The organism is Pseudarthrobacter sp. TE9888, assembly GCF_056279345.1.
In genome coordinates this window covers 3,593,127-3,608,462 of sequence record NZ_JBWBRD010000002.1, presented here as the reverse complement: position 1 = coordinate 3,608,462, position 15,336 = coordinate 3,593,127, and the positions used below count along the sequence as shown (strand labels likewise).

The following is a 15,336-nucleotide window of genomic DNA, read 5'->3' as shown; positions in this document are numbered from 1 at the left end:
CGGCAATGCACGACCGGCAGGTAACTCTACCGGTTCTGGCCCTGCGGGTGCCTATCGTTGCGCAGGCGCTTCCCGGTGATGGCGGCGAGGACGGCTTCCTGCGTCAGCAAACCCGTGACAGTTCCGTTGTGGTCAACCACGGCGTAGTGGCGCCCCTCAAGCTGGGAGAGGAACTGGATAAGTTCCTGCCCTTTGGACCACTCCGGAATGAAGGCGCCGGCGGCCAAGGGAAACGAGACGGCGGTGACGGGGGTCGTATCTGCCGCTGCGCCCGGCACAGCTGCAAGGGCGCCCGGGTCCACCACGCCTTCCGGCCGTCCGTCGGGACCGCAGACCACCACGGACTTTGTTCCTGCGGCGCCCAGGCGCAGGGCGTCCCGGACCGTGCCGGTGGAGGGAACCCCGGCAGCCGGCGTCGACAAGGCTGCGGCGCTGACCAGCGGGAGCCGCCCGCGCAAGGTGCCCTGCTGGATGGAGGCGGATGCGCCCATCCAGAGGAATCCGCCCACCAGGATCGTGATCATCAGGAGGCTGAATTCGGGCTGGTCGCCGGCGAGGAACGGGCGAAGGAGGAACCAGTAACCGATGGCGAGGACGATGATCCGGCCGCCCCACCCGGCCGCCACGGTGCCTTTAGCCTGGCTGCCGGTCGCTTTCCAGACGATTGATTCGACCAGCCGGCCGCCGTCGAGCGGGAGGCCCGGCAGGACGTTGAAGACACCGATGAGGAAGTTGGCCCACATGAAGATGTTCGTCAGGATTTCGGCCACGCTTCCCAGGCTGTTGGTGCTGAGCACCAGCCACGCCCCGCCGGCCAGGACGAAGTTCGCGGCCGGCCCGGCCAGCGCAACCAGCACGGACCGGCCGGGAGAAGAGGTGAAGCTTTCAAACTGGGTGTGCCCGCCCCACAGGTTGAGGACGATCTTTTGCGTGGGCCAGCCGTAAATTTTTGCTGTCAGGGCGTGGGCGAGTTCGTGGACAAGGACGGAGATGAGCAGCAGCACGGCATAGGCGAAGGCCACGACGTAGGCGCTGACGCCCAGCATGGGGTTGTTTCGGGCAAGAACCGGCCCGTAGACAATCACCGTGAAGGCCGCGATCACGAACCACGAGTAAGCAAGGACAACGGGCACGCCAGCGATGCGTCCGAGCGGGATGCCTTCACGCCGCGCCGGGGCGCCCGAGGCGGGGCCTTGCCGGGTATCCGGTTCAGCCACGGTGACCACCGGGCGAGGCGGCCGAGCCAGCGGGACCGGCCGCCAGGAGCAGGGCTTCGAGCTCCTCCAGGCCCCGGCCGGACAGGGAATCCCACAGCGCGTAGCTGCCATTGTCCGGGAGGGGAACTATGTGCGGGACAGCCACGGTGGCCACGCCGGAGGCCACGGCCGCGGCCACGCCCGGCACGGAGTCCTCAAGGGCGACGCAGTGGTGGATCCCAAGGTCGGGATCGTCCTCCCGCAGGAGTTCGACGGCGGTCAGGTACGCTTCGGGATGCGGCTTGCCCTGGGTCACCGTGTCCCCGGTAACCAGCACATCAAAGTACGGCCGGGGAAGGCTGGCCACCACTTCGCGGGCCAACGGACCCTCTGACATGGTCACCAAAGCGCAGCGCACGCCGGCGAGGTGCAATTCCTCAAGGAGTTCGCGGGCACCGGGCCGCCACGGCACCTGCTGCTGGACGCTGCTGACCACCTGGGCGGTCAGGGTGTCGATTATTTCCCGGATTTCGAGTTCGACGCCGGCCTCCTGGAGCAGGCCGGCGGAAAACGTCAGCGACTGACCCACCAGCTGCATGGCCTGGTCATGGCTCCACGTTCCCCCGTGGGCCTCCACCAGCGCATGCTCCGCGGCGATCCAGTATGGCTCCGTGTCCACAATGGTCCCGTCCATGTCCCAGAGGACTGCTTTAAGCGGGGAACTGGCGGCAGGAATTGGCATAACGCCAGTCTACGGGGCGTGGCTGGGCGGAGGCTGTGGGCTACGCCCTTGGCGAATATGCAGTGGCCGGACACCCCATGGCTGGGTTTCACGGGATTTGCGGCGCTTCATTGCCTGCACGGGCCAGCCGCTTGGACGTAGGGTGAAGAAATGAATAGCTTCGAGGGAGACACCGCCGAACAGGGTGCCGGACCCGAGCGGGAACGGTTCCTGCAGCCTGTCGCTGACGGACGGCGCGTAACTGTGATGCTTGCCGCCTTTGAAGGGTGGAACGACGCCGGAGAAGCAGCCAGCGATTCGCTGCGCTACCTGAACAAATTGTGGGGCGGCAAGAAAGTCGCTTCCATCGATGCCGACGAGTACTACGACTTCCAGTTCACCCGCCCCACGGTGCGCAGGAACGCAGCCGGTGAACGGAAGATCAAATGGCCTTCCACCCGGATCTACAAGGCCAGTGCCCCCAACTCCAACGTGGACGTCATCTTCGTCCAGGGGACGGAGCCGTCCTATAAGTGGCGTGCCTACACCGCGGAGCTGCTGGTCCACGCCGAGGCCCTGAACGTGAATTACGTGGTGCTGGTGGGTGCGCTCCTGGCCGACGTTCCGCACAGCCGCCCAATCCCGGTGAGCACCTCGTCCGACGACGGCCCGCTCCGGGAGCGCATGAACCTCGAAGCTTCACAGTACGAGGGCCCCGTTGGGATCGTGGGCGTCCTGTCGGAGGTGGCCCTCCTGGCCGGCCTTCCCACCGTGTCGTTGTGGGCCGCAGTGCCGCACTATGTGGCCCAGGCGCCCTCCCCCAAAGCCCAGCTGGCCCTCCTGCACCGGATCGAGGAACTCCTCCAGGTGCCGCTGGACACGCACGAGCTGGCGGAGGAAGCTGACGCATGGGAGCGCGGCGTGGACGAGCTCGCCACCGAGGATCCTGAGATTGCCGCCTACGTCCGGCAGCTGGAGGAAGCCAAGGACACCGCTGACCTCCCGGAAGCCAGCGGCGAGTCCATCGCCCGTGAATTCGAGCGCTACCTGAAGCGCCGGGGCCAGGACCGGCCCTGACGCGGCCGTACTGACTGCCTTAACAGGAAGGGCCTGGCCGGGAGCGATCCCGCCAGGCCCTTTACCGTTTGCTGCTGTGTATGGACTCCTAGAGCCGGATACCCAGGAGCGCGTCCACCGCGTCCTTGACCAGCGCTGCGTCAGCGGCGCTGGTGGGAGCACCGCCGTCGTTCGCAGCCCGCGCCCAGCGCGATACCGCGGCAACCGCCGCCGGGGCGTCCAGGTCGGCCGCCAGCGCTTCACGCATCCCGGCCAGCAGTGCCGGGCCAGAACCCTCCGGGGCGTGGTCGAGAGCCGTGCGCCAGGCGGCCAGGTCTGCCTTTGCGGCCGCGAAGCCTTCGTCCGTCCAGGACCAATCCGACCGGTAGTGGTGGGCCAGGATGGCCAGGCGGATGGCCGCCGGATCCTCACCTGCCGCGCGCAGCTTGGACACCAGCACCAGGTTGCCCTTGGATTTGCTCATCTTTTCGCCGTCCAGGCCCACCATCCCCGCATGGGCGTAGTGCTTGGCCAGCGGGACGCCTGCCAGTGAATAGGCGTGGCCTGCACCCATTTCGTGGTGCGGGAAGATCAGGTCCGATCCGCCGCCCTGCACGGTGAAGGGCGCAGGGAGGTACTTCTGTGCGATCACGGTGCACTCAATGTGCCAGCCGGGCCGTCCCGGTCCGAGGCTGCCGCCAGGCCAGCTCGGTTCCCCTTCCCGTTCCACCCGCCAGAGCAGCGGGTCCAGGGCCTGCCGCTTTCCGGCCCGGCCCGGATCCCCGCCGCGCTCGGCGAAGAGCTCCAGCATGGCGCTTTCACCCAGGTGGGAAATGGACCCCAGGGCCCACGCATCAGGTGCCGTTGACTGCTTGCCGGCGGCTTCGACGTCGTAATAGACATCCCCGTCCGGTTCGCCGTTGGTGCCTGCCACCCGGTATGCCAGCCCCATGCTGACCAGCCGTTCCACTTCGGGGACGATCAGGCCGATGGATTCGACGGCGCCCACGTAGTTGTCCGGCGCGAGGACGTTCAGCGCCTCCATGTCGGTCTGGAAGAGTTCCACCTGTTCCGCGGCGAGGTCTCGCCAGTCGATGCCGGTGGCGGTGGCACGTTCCAGCAGGGGGTCGTCCACGTCGGTGACGTTCTGCACGTAGGAAACCTCGCTGCCTGCGTCTCGCCAGGCCCGGTTCAGCAGGTCAAAAGCCACATAGCTGGCGGCATGCCCCATGTGGGTTGCGTCGTAAGGAGTGATGCCGCAGACGTACATGGACGGCCGGGCCTCCCGTTCCAGTGCCACGTCGCGGCCCTGCGCTGTATCGAACAGCCGGATGGCGGGCATGTTTCCGGGCAGGGCAGGCACAGGGCGGGAAGTCCAGGATTTCACATGCCAAGCCTAGTCCTAGGCGCTGATGACGCCGAAACCGAGGAGGAGGTAGAGGGCGAGCCCGAGGAAGATCCGGTACCAGACAAAGACCCGGTAGCTGCGGGTGGAGACGAACTTCAGGAACCAGCCGATGATGACGTAGCCCACCACCAGGGCAATGACGGTGGCAAGCGCCGTCTCCGGAAGGCCGAAGGGTCCGGAGATCCCTTCCTTGGTGACCACCTTGTACAGCTGGTACAGCCCGCTGCCGAAGACGGCGGGGATGGCCAGCAGGAAGGAGTACCGTGCCGCGGCCTCACGGGTGTACCCCATCAGCAGGCCCGCGGTGATGGTGCCGCCGGACCGGGAGACGCCGGGAATAAGGGCCAGGGCCTGCGCCAGCCCATACAACATGCCGTGCTTGTAGGTCAGGTGGGCCAGGTCCCGCTTCTGGGCGCCGATTGCGTCCGCCACGGCGAGGATGAGGCCGAAGACGATCAGCATGGTGGCCACGATCCACATGCTGCGGAGCACGGATTCGATCTGGTCCTGGAAGAGCAGCCCCAGCACGATGATAGGCAGGCTGCCCAGAATCACCAGCCAGCCCATGCGCGCGTCAGGGTCCTGCCGGGGCACCTTGCCCGTCAGGGAGCCGGCCCAGGCCTTGACGATGCGGACAATGTCCCGCCAGAAAAAGATCAGGACGGCGGTCTCCGTGCCGAGCTGGGTGATGGCCGTAAAGGCTGCCCCCGGGTCCTGGGCGTTGGGGAGGAACTCCCCCACGATCCGCAGGTGCGCGCTTGATGAAATCGGTAGAAATTCGGTCAGTCCCTGCACTAGGCCCAGCAGGGCCGCTTCAAACCAGTTCACGCTAAGACCCTACGGCATGGCAGCGGTGCTCCTGCCCGTAAGCTTGCTGCTATGCAGCAGCGTTACGTCGGCAACAGTGGATTGCGAGTTTCAGCCCTCTCCCTTGGCACCCGGTCCTGGGGTGGCGACACTGATGAGCAGGACGCCTCGGAGTTGCTGCGCACCTTCCTTGAGGCGGGCGGCCGGCACGTGGATACGGCGGCGTCATATGCGGGCGGCGGATCGGAAGCGGTACTGGGATCGCTGCTGGGCGATGTGGTGTCCCGCACGGAAATTTCCATCTCCACGAAAGCGGGGATGACGACGCCGGATGGCCGGCGCGCCGTGGACACGTCACGCAATGCGATGCTCACCGGACTGGACGCCAGCCTGGCAAGGCTGGGCACGGACTACGTGGACGTCTGGTTCGCCGAAGCGTGGGATGGCAACGTTCCCCTCGACGAAACCCTTGCGGCGCTGGAATTCGCCGTCCGGACCGGGCGGGCCAGGTACGCGGGCATCTCTAACTACAGGGGCTGGCAGGCGGCGAAGGCCGCGGCGACCAGCAGTGTGCCGCTGGTGGCTGTCCAGGCCGAGTACTCGTTCCTTGACCGGACGGCGGAAGCGGAACTGATACCGGCCGCCGACGATGCCGGGCTCGGCCTGATGGCCTGGGCTCCCCTGGGCCGCGGGGTGCTCACAGGAAAGTACCGTGGCAGCATCCCGGCCGGTTCACGCGGCGCCTCCGTCAGCGAAGCCGCCTACGTGGAGCCGTATCTGGAGGAAAAGCCGTCGCGGATTGTGGATGCCGTGTGCATGGCAGCCAACGGGCTGGGCCGGACTCCGCAGGACGTTTCGCTGTCCTGGCTGCTGGCACAGCAGGGAGTTGCCACGGCGATCGTTGGTGCGCGCACGCCGGTGCAACTGAAGGAAGTCCTCGATGCCCAGTTGGCGCCCTTGCCGCCGCAGATTGCGCGCGCGCTGGAGGATGTTTCCGCGGTGTCTTAGGGCTTGTTCCCGGACTTCCCTGATACGTGGGCGCTGCTACTCCTCGACGATTTCGAGGTCTTCATCCTCGTCCACGTCGGCTTCTTCGTCCTCGTCATCCTCGTCGTCGAAGACCTGCAGGGGCGTTACTTCGTTGTAGGCCTCGTAAAGGGCGTCCTCGTAAACTTCGAAAGCATCGGCAACTGCGAAAAACGCTGCCTCAACGGAGGGATCACCGTCCCCGCGGCGGTTCGATGCTGCTATAAGGTGTTCTTCCAAAGCGGTGGTCAGGGACGAAAGCGCGACACGCGGATCGATGCTCATGACTTCACGTTAGCCGGAAAAGGACGAAAATGGAGAGCAAATGAAGGAACAATTTCTCACCAGCTCGGTCCAGCGGGAGCGGGATTATTTGCGGCAGTACGAGTACCTCGTACTGACCGTCAGCCCTGATGATTCCTTGCCGGAGGCGCGGCGCCGGCTCGTTGAACACTCCGAATACGGCAAGTGGGAACTGGAACGCAGCAAGCTTTACGTGGGCGGCGGCAGGCGCTTCTGGCTGCGGCGCCGGGTGATGCAGGTCCAGCGCACCGTTTGAGAATGTGCGGTCCAAAGGCTCGTTGAGCAATTCGCGGTCCAGCGGACTGTTCAGTCGTCCAACGGCCCCAGCCACGCGTTGGCTACGGTGTTATGCGCTGACTCATCGTCCGAGGGGTGGAATATCCCGGCCAGCACGTCGCGGTAAAGCCGCTCCAGCTCGGTTCCCCGGAAGTAGCTCGATCCCCCGCTGACGCGGATGGCGAGGTCCACCACGCGCCGCGCCGTTTCGGTGGCATTCACCTTCAGGCCCACCAGTTTAGGGAACCACTGGGATCCATGGTCAGCCAGGGCGTCGACGTCGGCGGTGACGGTCTTGAGCTGGGGGTAAAGGTTGTCCATGGCCATGGCAGCCTCTGCCACCTTCCAGCGGATGTCTGGGTCCTGCGCGTAGCTGCGGCCGCCGTTCTTGAAGGAGGTGCGCCTCTTCACGGTCTCCACGCCCACGACCAGGGCGCGTTCACCCAGTCCTGTATAGACGGCGGCAAGGAGGCTCTCGAAGCAGGCGAAGATGGCAAAGATCAGCGGGTCGGCGTTGGGGCCGACGGGCAGTTTGCGGAAGATGCGGCCGGCTGGAACTTTCACGCCATCCAGGACCGTGGTGGCCGACTGGCTGGCGCGCATGCCCAAGGTGTCCCAGTCGTCCAGGACCCGGTAGCCGGGAGTATCCCGCGTGAGGAACCCGTGGACCAGTTCACCGGCACCGTCCCGGGCTGCCGCATCTTTCCCGAAGATGCCCAGCCGGGTCCAGGCAGGCGACAGGCTGGTGAAAATCTTGGTACCGGTGAAGGAGTAGCCGCCGTCCTGTTCCGGTGTGGCGGTGGTCCGTGAATCGAAGAGGACCGAGTCGTTCCCGGCCTCCGAGTTGCCGAAAGCGAACACCTCGCGCTGGGCAGCTTCCTTGAGGACGAAATCGAGCGAGTTGTCGCCCCGCGCCGCCAGGACGTGGGCGACGCCGGTCCAGACCAGGTGCATGTTGACGGCCAAGGCGGTGGCCGGGGCAGCCGTTGCCAGCCTGCGCTGGCACTGCGCCGCCGCTTCGAGCCCAAACCCTGCGCCGCCGTCGGACGCTGGTACGAAAAGCTTCAAGTAGCCTGCCGCTGCCAGCTCCGTCAGGTCCTCGTGGAAGAAGGCGTTGTCACGGTCATAACCGGCGGCGCGGCTGCGGATGCGCTCCAGGAGCTCATCCGGCAGCAGTTCCTCTGGGCTCACGGCGGCCTCCTCTCAGTAGTTGGTGAGCAGCGTGTTCAGCACGCGGGCGCCGAACTTGAGGGAATCCGCGGGAACGCGCTCGTCCACCCCGTGGAACATGCCCGTGAAGTCCAGCTCGTCAGGCAGCATGAGGGGCGCGAAGCCGTAGCCGGTGATGCCCAGGCGGCTGAGTGACTTGTTGTCGGTGCCGCCGGAGAGTGTGTAAGGCAGCACCTTGGCGCCGGGATCCTCCTTGTGGAGCGCGTCGATCATGGAGTCCACGAGGTTGCCGGCGAAGGGGACCTCAAGCGAGACGTCGTTGTGAACGTAGCTGACATCCACGCCGTTGCCGGCGAGTTCGCGCACGATCTCCAGGACCTGCTGTTCCTGACCCGGGAGGGTACGGCAGTCCACCAGTGCTTCGGCAGACTCGGGAATGACATTGTGCTTGTAGCCGCCCTTGAGGAGGGTGGGGTTGGTGGTGTTCTGCAGGGTGGCCCCGACGAACCTTGCCACGGTGCCAAGCTGGTCAAGCAGCAGGTCCGGATTGTCGGCGTCGAACTCCACTCCCGTGAGTTCCGTCACCCCGTCAAGGAACTGGCGTGTGGTGGGTGTGAGCTCGATGGGCCACTTGTACTCGCCGATCCTGGTCACGGCAGCAGCGAGCCGGGTGACTGCGTTGTCCGTGTTGATCTGCGAACCGTGGCCGGCCCTTCCATGTGCCACGAGGCGGAGCCAGGAGATGCCCTTCTCCGCGGTCTGCAACAGGTATGTGCGCTGGCCGCCGATGGTGGCTGAGAAGCCGCCCACCTCGGAGATGGCCTCGGTGGCGCCCTCGAACAATTCGGGCCGGTTGTCCACGGCGTAGCGGGCGCCATATACGCCGCCGGCCTCCTCGTCGGCGAAGAACGCGAAGATGATGTCGCGCTTGGGCTTCCGGCCCTCCCTGGCAAATCCCCTCAGGACCGACAGGATCATGGCGTCCATGTCCTTCATATCGACGGCGCCGCGTCCCCAAATGAGGCCGTCCTTCAGTTCCGCACCGAAGGGGTCAACGGACCACTGGTCCCGGAGTGCGGGAACGACGTCCAAGTGTCCGTGCACCACCAGCGCGCTGGCCGAGGGGTCCTCCCCTGCCATCCTGGTGACAACGTTCGCCCGGCCGGGGGCGGATTCGAATATTTCCGCTGTCAGTCCAACTTCCTCGATGAGGCCGGCGGCGTATTCGGCCGCCGCACGCTCGCCTGGCCCTGAACCGTCACCGTAGTTGGAGGTGTCGATCCGGATGAGTTGCTGGCAGATCCGGACAACTTCATCCTCGGGCAGGACGTCAGGCATTGGATGCTCCTTGGTAGGGAATGACTGGCTGGCACGGGCAAAACCGCTGCCCTCAGCCTACCCAGTTGCCCCGATTCGTTGTTCTACGAAAAGTCGTGTTAGAGTTTTTCTCGCTGCTTCGGAGAGGCGCGAAACGCTGAAAGGCGGGACGGCTTCCCGAAATACCACCTGCGCGGGTGGCGGAATGGCAGACGCGCTAGCTTGAGGTGCTAGTCCTCGAAAGGGGGTGGGGGTTCAAGTCCCCCTCCGCGCACAAAAGGGAAAACCCCGGAACATCACTGATGTTCCGGGGTTTTTCGTGTATCCAGTGGGCGAAACGCTTCCACCCCCTGGCCGGCGGCGTCCGAGGCGTCAGCGAACCCAAATTATCCGCGCCGCGACTCGTATGGGCATCGAATTCGGCAAAGCACCGATACCCTAGGGGCAACCGCACCAGAGCCGGTATCGTCCCACGTCAACAGGGGTTTGGGGTCTGGGCACACCGTCGATCACCAAGGCGCGTCCCGCTGCCCGGGCCAGGAAGCAGAACCGTGAAAAATACCAGACCCCTGTCACTCGCGCTGGCCGTCATCGCAGTCGCAGGCGGCTCGTTCCTTGGCAATGCCGGGGCCCGGGCTTCATCCCAGGAGAACAATCCCTGCCAGCGGCTCTCGGCCGGCCAGGTCAAGTACAACAGCTTTGGCGCCAACCGGGTCACTTTTGCAACCGCAACGTCCCGTGAATCCAACGTCGTCACCCTTACCGGGTGCGTTCGCTCCGGCAACGGCTACGTCCAGGAATGGCAGGACTGGGGTTATGCAGGCCTGAAAGGCTTCGCCGGACCTGGCCTGACCTGGGAGGACACGTTCAAATCACCAACAGGGTCATACAGCGTCACTGAGGCCCTGGGCCGCTCCAACCCCGGAACAGCCCTCAGCTACCACACGGTCACCCCTGACTCCCGCTGGGGCGGCGAATACGGTCCGACTTACAACCAATACTTCGAAGGCCGCGGCGGCCCCTCGGACGAGAATCTCTACACCTACATGAACCAGGGCTATTACGAACAGGCGGCGGTCATCAACTACAACCGCCAGCCCGACATGAACACCGTGCAGGGGGCCTCATACGCGATCTTCCTGCACGCGGGCCGCACCACCTCCGCCGGCTGCCTGTCCACCAGCCTGGAGGTGGTCAACAGATTCCTCCGCAGCAACCGCCCCGGGGACCGGATCATCATGGGCGCCGTCGACGACATTTTCACCCCGTACTCCGCGAATCCTTTTGGCGCCATCAGCGGAAAGTACGCAGCCACCGGCGGTCCGGCCGGCGGCCTTGGCAACCCCGCCTCCAATGAAACCGGCGGGCTAAAAGACGGCGGGGCCTACCAGAATTACCAGGGTGGGGCGATCGTTTGGTCGCCGGGCACCGGCGCCAGGCTCTCGGTTGGGGCCACCCGCGGGAAGTGGGCCGAATATGGATTCGAGAACGGGAGCCTCGGCTACCCGGTTGCCGACGAAGTCGGTGGGCTCCGCAATGGCGGCGTCTACCAGAATTACCAAGGCGGAGCCATCGTCTGGTCGCCGGGCACCGGCGCGCACATCTCGGTCGGCGCGATCAGGGACGCGTGGGCCCGGACCGGGTTCGAGAACGGCGCTCTCGGCTACCCGATCAGTGATGAAATTGGGGGCCTGAAGGACGGCGGCATCTACCAGGCGTACCAAAACGGGGCCATCTTCTGGTCCCCCGCCACCGGCGCCCATGCCATCACCGCCGCGATCCATACCAAATGGCGCGCACAAGGGGCGGAAAACGGGCCGCTCGGCTATCCGACAACCGACGAGGTCCGGGGCATCAGGGACGGCGGCACATGGCAGGGGTTCCAGGGTGGCGCCATCATGTTTTCCCCGGCCTCGGGCGCAGCCATCAGCAGCGGCCCGATCCGTGACAAATGGGCCGCCACCGGCTTCGAAAGTGGCCGCCTGGGGTACCCCGTCACAGATGTCATCACAGGACTGAAAGACGGTGGAGCCTTCCAGAACTACCAGGGCGGGGCGATCCTTCTGACGCCAGGCGTTGGCCCCGTTCTCTCCGTTGGCGCTATCCGCAGCGTGTGGGCGGGACAGGACTTCGAGCACGGACCCCTCGGCTACCCGGTCACGGACGAGTTCGGCCTGCGAAGTGGTGTCGCCCAGGAATACCAAGGCGGCTATATCACCGCCGGCCAGTCGGGTGTCTTTACCGTGACGGGAGCAACCGCTGAGCCACTAAAGGCCAACCAGTGGCTTGGCACAGCAACCACCAAGGCCAACCCGGCGAAGGACGGCGGCACGTGGCAGGGCTTCGAGCAGGGGGTCATCATGTGGTCGCCCGCCACCGGAGCTCATATCTCCTACGGTGCAACCCGGGACGTATGGGCCCAGCAGGGGTATGAATATGGACCCCTGGGCTACCCGACGTCCAACGACCTCGGGCTCAACAGCGGGTTCTACCAGACTTACCAGGGCGGAACCATCTACTGGTCTCCGTCCACGGGCCCCCACGCACTTCTTGCCGACTACGCGAAAAAGTACGATGACATCCAGGGCTCCGGCGTCCTGGGCTTCCCCGAATCGGGGAGGGTCACCGGCCTGAAGGATGGCGGCTCATACCAAAACTTCGAGAGGGGCGCCCTGATCTTCGCTCCTGCCGTGGGGGTTCGCGTCTCAGTGGGCAAAACCCGTGATGCGTGGGCGGCGGCCGGATTCGAATTCGGCCGGCTAGGCTACCCGACCACGGATAACTACATCACCGCGGACGGCAGTACCGTTCAGGATTTCCAGGGCGGACGTGTCACCGTTCCCAAAGACGGTACCGCCAGGATCGATTATGGCGCCTCCTGAATCCCGCACGGGATGCGATCCCGGTGCGGACTGGGCAGCTAGGGGGTAATAGTCAGCGGCTTTGTCCTTGCAGCGCACGAGGCCCGGCTGAAACCTTCCGCGTGGCGAACGCGGTTATTCGTCCCGGTATCGTCACACCAATCCACGCCGAACGGGTAGGCCTCAACACTGGCCTCCCCCGGCGCTGCCTGCAGCGGCACGTCAAACTGGAATGAAAACCCGCCGGCATCGTTCATCGCGGCAGTCGTGCTGACGAAGGCGTGGCCGGCGGCGTCGGTAACTGAGACGTAAATCCGGGCGTTCTGTCCGTATCGGGGATTGCAGTCGGCGTCGGCCGCGTGGACGGTGACGGAGTCTCCGCGTCCTGCAACGCCGGGGCTCACCTCATAGCTGGGAGGAAAGCAGGGCGGCTCTCCTTGCCATGACCCGGCACAGGCGGACAAATAACAGGCGGACAAGAGGCAGCCCATGGCCGCCGTGACAGCTCTCGTCGCCCGCGGGTTTGCCCTCAAAGCCCAAAATCCCATGGGGCAAGTATGTTCAGCGTCACCGGTCACGGGGCCGGTTCGTCGCCATTTGTCGCCGGATCGTTGCTCCGCGGCCCAGCGGCAGCTGATGCGGCGTCCCCGGGCACACTCAGGCCAGGCGCGCCTTCACAATCTCGCTGACGGCTTTGCCGTCGAAACGCCCTCCGATTTTGGGCGTCACGGATTTCATGACAGTACCCATGGAGCGCATGGTCAGCACATCACCGTCCGCCCTCAGTTCCGCGATGACGCCGTCCACGATCGCCTCGGCCTCCGCCCGGCTCAAGGCTTTCGGAAGGTAGGCCTCAATGACCTCGGCCTCGGCAATCTCCGCCTCAGCCCGGTCGTCATGACCCGCCGCCGTATACGTGGCTGCGGTGTCCCGGCGCTTCGCGGCCTCTTTCTGCAGCAGCGCGGTGACCTGGAGATCGTCCAGTTCAACCGGGGTCTTACCCGACTTCTCCCGCGTTTCGATCTCACCGAGGACGTTGCGCACCGTCGTGAGGGCGACACGGTTGCCCGCCTTCATGTGCACGACGACGTCGCCCTTCAACTGTTCCTTCAATGACATGGCGTGCCTCGTTCTTCGTTGGTGGGGAGCCTTCCGGGACAAGCCTATTCCGCGTGCGGCCGGAGTGGCGCCGCGTGCCGGTTCGTTCCACCCCGGGGAAAGACACATCGGTGCCGCCGTAGGCTAGTTTGGAAACCGCAGCGGCCTGGGCCCACCCGGGCCCCGAAAGGAGCACCGAGTGGACAGCACCGTTGGCAAGTGGTTTCTGAGCGGTGATGAGCGGGGAAACCCTGCCTCCGGGATCCACGCGGGCGGGCCAGGCTCGGCGCCCTGGTCGGAAGGCAACCTGGTGGCGCCCCTGGTGCACGGGGAAGCCTACTTTGCCAGGCTGCATGCGGAGCTGTCGGACTTAAAAGCTGGAGACCGGGTTTGGTTCACCGACTGGCGGGGCGACGGCGATGAGCAGTTGGAGCCGGGCGGCACCACGATCGGCGGGCTGCTCGCAGGACTGGCCAGGTCCGGCGTGGAGGTCAGGGGCCTCGTCTGGAGATCCCACGGAGAGCGGCTATCGGCCCCCATCAGCGGCAGGTCCAACGAACTCCTCAGCCGCCAAATCAATGACGCCGGCGGTGAGGCGCTGCTGGATCAGCGCGTCCGGGTCTTCGGGTCGCACCACCAGAAACTCGTGGTAATCCGTCGTCGTGACGACCCATCCCGGGACGTCGCCTTCGTGGGTGGGATCGACCTCTCGCACAGCCGCCGGGATAACGCCGCCCACCGGGGTGACCCACAGGCGGTGAAGATGGATTCCCGGTACGGACCGAGGCCCCCGTGGCACGACGCCGCCCTCGAACTTCGCGGCCCGGTGGTTGCCGATGTACTGGCCATCTTTGCTGAACGCTGGAACGATCCCCACCCGCTGGACCGCCACACCCCTTACCGGATGTTGCTGCAGCGTCTGGCCCGCATGCCACGGCACCCCAAACCGTTGCCGGAAGCGGCTCCGCCCCCGCCGGCCGCCGGAACGCACGCCGTGCAGCTGCTCCGCACCTACGGCGTGAAGCACCCACCTTTCCCGTTCGCGCCTCACGGTGAGCGGAGCATCGCGCGCGCCTATGCAAAGGCCTTCGCCCAGGCGCGTTCACTCATTTACATCGAGGACCAGTACCTATGGTCAACAGAGGTCGCCGCGGGCATCGCGGAGGCGCTGGAGCGCAACCCGGCGCTGAAGGTCATCATCGTGGTGCCGCGCTATCCCGATTCTGACGGGTTCCTTGGCGGCCCACCCCGGCGGTTGGGGCAACAGCGTGCCATCAGCATGCTTCGCCGGGCGGCCCCAGACCGGGTGGGTGTGTTCGACCTGGAGAACAATGACGGGACACCGATCTACGTCCACGCGAAGATCTGCATCATTGACGACACGTGGTTCACCTGCGGATCTGACAACTTCAACCGCCGGTCCTGGACCACCGACAGCGAGCTCACCTGCGCAGTGATCGACACCTCCGCTCCGGCTGGTGCCGGTGGCAGTGCCGCCGGCCGAACGCCCCAGCCACTCCCGCGGAAGTTGCGGCTCCAGCTCTGGGCGGAACATCTGGGCATTGACCAGGACGACCCCCTCCTGACCGCCGACGGCGGGGAACTTGATCTTTGGAACAGGGTGGCCGGTGCCCTGGACCAGTGGCACGGGACCGGCCGGTGCGGGCCGCGGCCGCAAGGCCAGATACGCCTCCACTCCCCCGAACCGGTCCGGGCCATCCACCGTTTCTGGGCCGATCCGATCTACCGGCTAATTGTGGATCCGGACGGCCGCCCCCGCCCGCTGCGTGTCACTTCCCGGTTCTAGGCCGGACAGGGAGCAGTCCGGGGACTTGAAAAATTGTTCCTAAGCATGCTTATGATATTCCCAGCCGAATGCGAACGGCTGCCAACCAGAGGAGGAAACACCATGGGACTGGGCGACAAAATCGAGAACGCCGCCGAAAAAGCCGGCGGTAAGGGCAAGGAAGCTGCCGGAGCTGCCACTGGCGATGAGAGCCTGCGTGCCGAGGGCCAGGCAGATCAGGCAAAAGGTGATCTGAAGCAGGCCGGCGAAAAGGTCAAGGACGCCTTCAAGCACTGACGGGCAGTCAAGGA

15 protein-coding genes and 1 tRNA gene are annotated in these 15,336 nt (G+C 65.5%); 7 read left to right on the top strand and 9 right to left on the bottom strand.

The genetic code is table 11. The annotated features are described in order from the left end of the window. Window positions 1-26 precede the first annotated feature (26 nt). Window positions 27-1,217: a site-2 protease family protein gene (locus ACZ9J7_RS17190; protein ID WP_476211107.1), complete on the bottom strand. Its 1,191-nt coding sequence runs from the start codon at window positions 1,215-1,217 to the stop codon at window positions 27-29. Beyond that, window positions 1,210-1,890 (bottom strand): HAD family hydrolase, encoded by a 681-nt coding sequence (locus ACZ9J7_RS17185; RefSeq protein WP_476211887.1) that lies wholly within the window; start codon window positions 1,888-1,890, stop codon window positions 1,210-1,212. The genes ACZ9J7_RS17190 and ACZ9J7_RS17185 overlap by 8 nt, the downstream gene beginning before the upstream one ends. Before the next feature lie 198 nt (window positions 1,891-2,088). Between ACZ9J7_RS17185 and ACZ9J7_RS17180 the strand changes: the two genes are divergently transcribed. Next, the gene (locus ACZ9J7_RS17180) at window positions 2,089-2,994 is read left to right on the top strand and encodes a PAC2 family protein (RefSeq protein ID WP_476211106.1); all 906 of its coding nucleotides are present in this window, start codon (window positions 2,089-2,091) and stop codon (window positions 2,992-2,994) included. An 88-nt stretch (window positions 2,995-3,082) separates the two neighbouring features. On the opposite strand, the gene mshC is transcribed toward ACZ9J7_RS17180, so the two are convergent. Both mshC and ACZ9J7_RS17170 read right to left on the bottom strand, forming a co-directional pair. Beyond that, complete coding sequence (mshC, locus tag ACZ9J7_RS17175) at window positions 3,083-4,360, bottom strand: cysteine--1-D-myo-inosityl 2-amino-2-deoxy-alpha-D-glucopyranoside ligase (protein WP_476211104.1); 1,278 nt, start codon at window positions 4,358-4,360, stop codon at window positions 3,083-3,085. A 15-nt stretch (window positions 4,361-4,375) separates the two neighbouring features. Then, a complete protein-coding gene (locus ACZ9J7_RS17170) occupies window positions 4,376-5,209 on the bottom strand; it encodes an undecaprenyl-diphosphate phosphatase (protein WP_476211103.1) in 834 nt (277 codons plus the stop codon). A gap of 51 nt (window positions 5,210-5,260) precedes the next feature. On the opposite strand from ACZ9J7_RS17170, the gene ACZ9J7_RS17165 reads away from it, so the two are divergent. After that, window positions 5,261-6,196, top strand: coding sequence for an aldo/keto reductase (locus ACZ9J7_RS17165; RefSeq protein WP_476211102.1), 936 nt, complete (start codon window positions 5,261-5,263; stop codon window positions 6,194-6,196). 36 nt (window positions 6,197-6,232) lie between these two features. On the opposite strand, the gene ACZ9J7_RS17160 is transcribed toward ACZ9J7_RS17165, so the two are convergent. Beyond that, window positions 6,233-6,499, bottom strand: coding sequence for a hypothetical protein (locus ACZ9J7_RS17160; RefSeq protein ID WP_141160435.1), 267 nt, complete (start codon window positions 6,497-6,499; stop codon window positions 6,233-6,235). 40 nt (window positions 6,500-6,539) lie between these two features. On the opposite strand from ACZ9J7_RS17160, the gene ACZ9J7_RS17155 reads away from it, so the two are divergent. Then, window positions 6,540-6,773, top strand: a complete 234-nt coding sequence (locus ACZ9J7_RS17155; protein WP_018771130.1) for a DUF5703 family protein — start codon at window positions 6,540-6,542, stop codon at window positions 6,771-6,773. A gap of 50 nt (window positions 6,774-6,823) precedes the next feature. Here ACZ9J7_RS17155 and ACZ9J7_RS17150 read toward each other — a convergent pair whose 3' ends face one another. After that, the gene (locus tag ACZ9J7_RS17150) at window positions 6,824-7,984 is read right to left on the bottom strand and encodes an acyl-CoA dehydrogenase family protein (protein ID WP_476211099.1); all 1,161 of its coding nucleotides are present in this window, start codon (window positions 7,982-7,984) and stop codon (window positions 6,824-6,826) included. Between the two features lie 12 nt (window positions 7,985-7,996). Next, the gene (locus ACZ9J7_RS17145; protein WP_476211097.1) at window positions 7,997-9,301 is read right to left on the bottom strand and encodes a M20/M25/M40 family metallo-hydrolase; all 1,305 of its coding nucleotides are present in this window, start codon (window positions 9,299-9,301) and stop codon (window positions 7,997-7,999) included. Between the two features lie 170 nt (window positions 9,302-9,471). On the opposite strand from ACZ9J7_RS17145, the gene ACZ9J7_RS17140 reads away from it, so the two are divergent. After that, window positions 9,472-9,554: transfer RNA gene (locus ACZ9J7_RS17140), tRNA-Leu, on the top strand. Window positions 9,555-9,831: 277 nt separating this feature from the next. After that, window positions 9,832-12,162: a hypothetical protein gene (locus ACZ9J7_RS17135; protein WP_476211096.1), complete on the top strand. Its 2,331-nt coding sequence runs from the start codon at window positions 9,832-9,834 to the stop codon at window positions 12,160-12,162. A 38-nt stretch (window positions 12,163-12,200) separates the two neighbouring features. On the opposite strand, the gene ACZ9J7_RS17130 is transcribed toward ACZ9J7_RS17135, so the two are convergent. Beyond that, window positions 12,201-12,545 (bottom strand): hypothetical protein, encoded by a 345-nt coding sequence (locus ACZ9J7_RS17130; protein ID WP_476211095.1) that lies wholly within the window; start codon window positions 12,543-12,545, stop codon window positions 12,201-12,203. Window positions 12,546-12,798: 253 nt separating this feature from the next. Further along, on the bottom strand, window positions 12,799-13,260 hold the full coding sequence (locus tag ACZ9J7_RS17125; RefSeq protein ID WP_476211093.1) for a GatB/YqeY domain-containing protein: 462 nt from the start codon (window positions 13,258-13,260) through the stop codon (window positions 12,799-12,801). Between the two features lie 178 nt (window positions 13,261-13,438). On the opposite strand from ACZ9J7_RS17125, the gene ACZ9J7_RS17120 reads away from it, so the two are divergent. Next, a complete protein-coding gene (locus tag ACZ9J7_RS17120; RefSeq protein WP_476211092.1) occupies window positions 13,439-15,046 on the top strand; it encodes a phospholipase D family protein in 1,608 nt (535 codons plus the stop codon). Window positions 15,047-15,148: 102 nt separating this feature from the next. After that, window positions 15,149-15,322 carry a CsbD family protein gene (locus tag ACZ9J7_RS17115; RefSeq protein WP_141160443.1) on the top strand — a complete coding sequence of 58 codons (174 nt, stop codon included), beginning with the start codon at window positions 15,149-15,151 and terminating at the stop codon, window positions 15,320-15,322. The last annotated feature ends 14 nt before the right edge of the window (window positions 15,323-15,336 follow it).

Coding starts and splice junctions, on each gene's coding strand:
- ACZ9J7_RS17185 (WP_476211887.1), bottom strand. CDS start 1,890: ATGGACGGGACCATTGTGGACACGGAGCCATACTGGATCGCCGCGGAG.
- ACZ9J7_RS17180 (WP_476211106.1), top strand. CDS start 2,089: ATGAATAGCTTCGAGGGAGACACCGCCGAACAGGGTGCCGGACCCGAG.
- ACZ9J7_RS17165 (WP_476211102.1), top strand. CDS start 5,261: ATGCAGCAGCGTTACGTCGGCAACAGTGGATTGCGAGTTTCAGCCCTC.
- ACZ9J7_RS17160 (WP_141160435.1), bottom strand. CDS start 6,499: ATGAGCATCGATCCGCGTGTCGCGCTTTCGTCCCTGACCACCGCTTTG.
- ACZ9J7_RS17155 (WP_018771130.1), top strand. CDS start 6,540: ATGAAGGAACAATTTCTCACCAGCTCGGTCCAGCGGGAGCGGGATTAT.
- ACZ9J7_RS17145 (WP_476211097.1), bottom strand. CDS start 9,301: ATGCCTGACGTCCTGCCCGAGGATGAAGTTGTCCGGATCTGCCAGCAA.
- ACZ9J7_RS17125 (WP_476211093.1), bottom strand. CDS start 13,260: ATGTCATTGAAGGAACAGTTGAAGGGCGACGTCGTCGTGCACATGAAG.
- ACZ9J7_RS17115 (WP_141160443.1), top strand. CDS start 15,149: ATGGGACTGGGCGACAAAATCGAGAACGCCGCCGAAAAAGCCGGCGGT.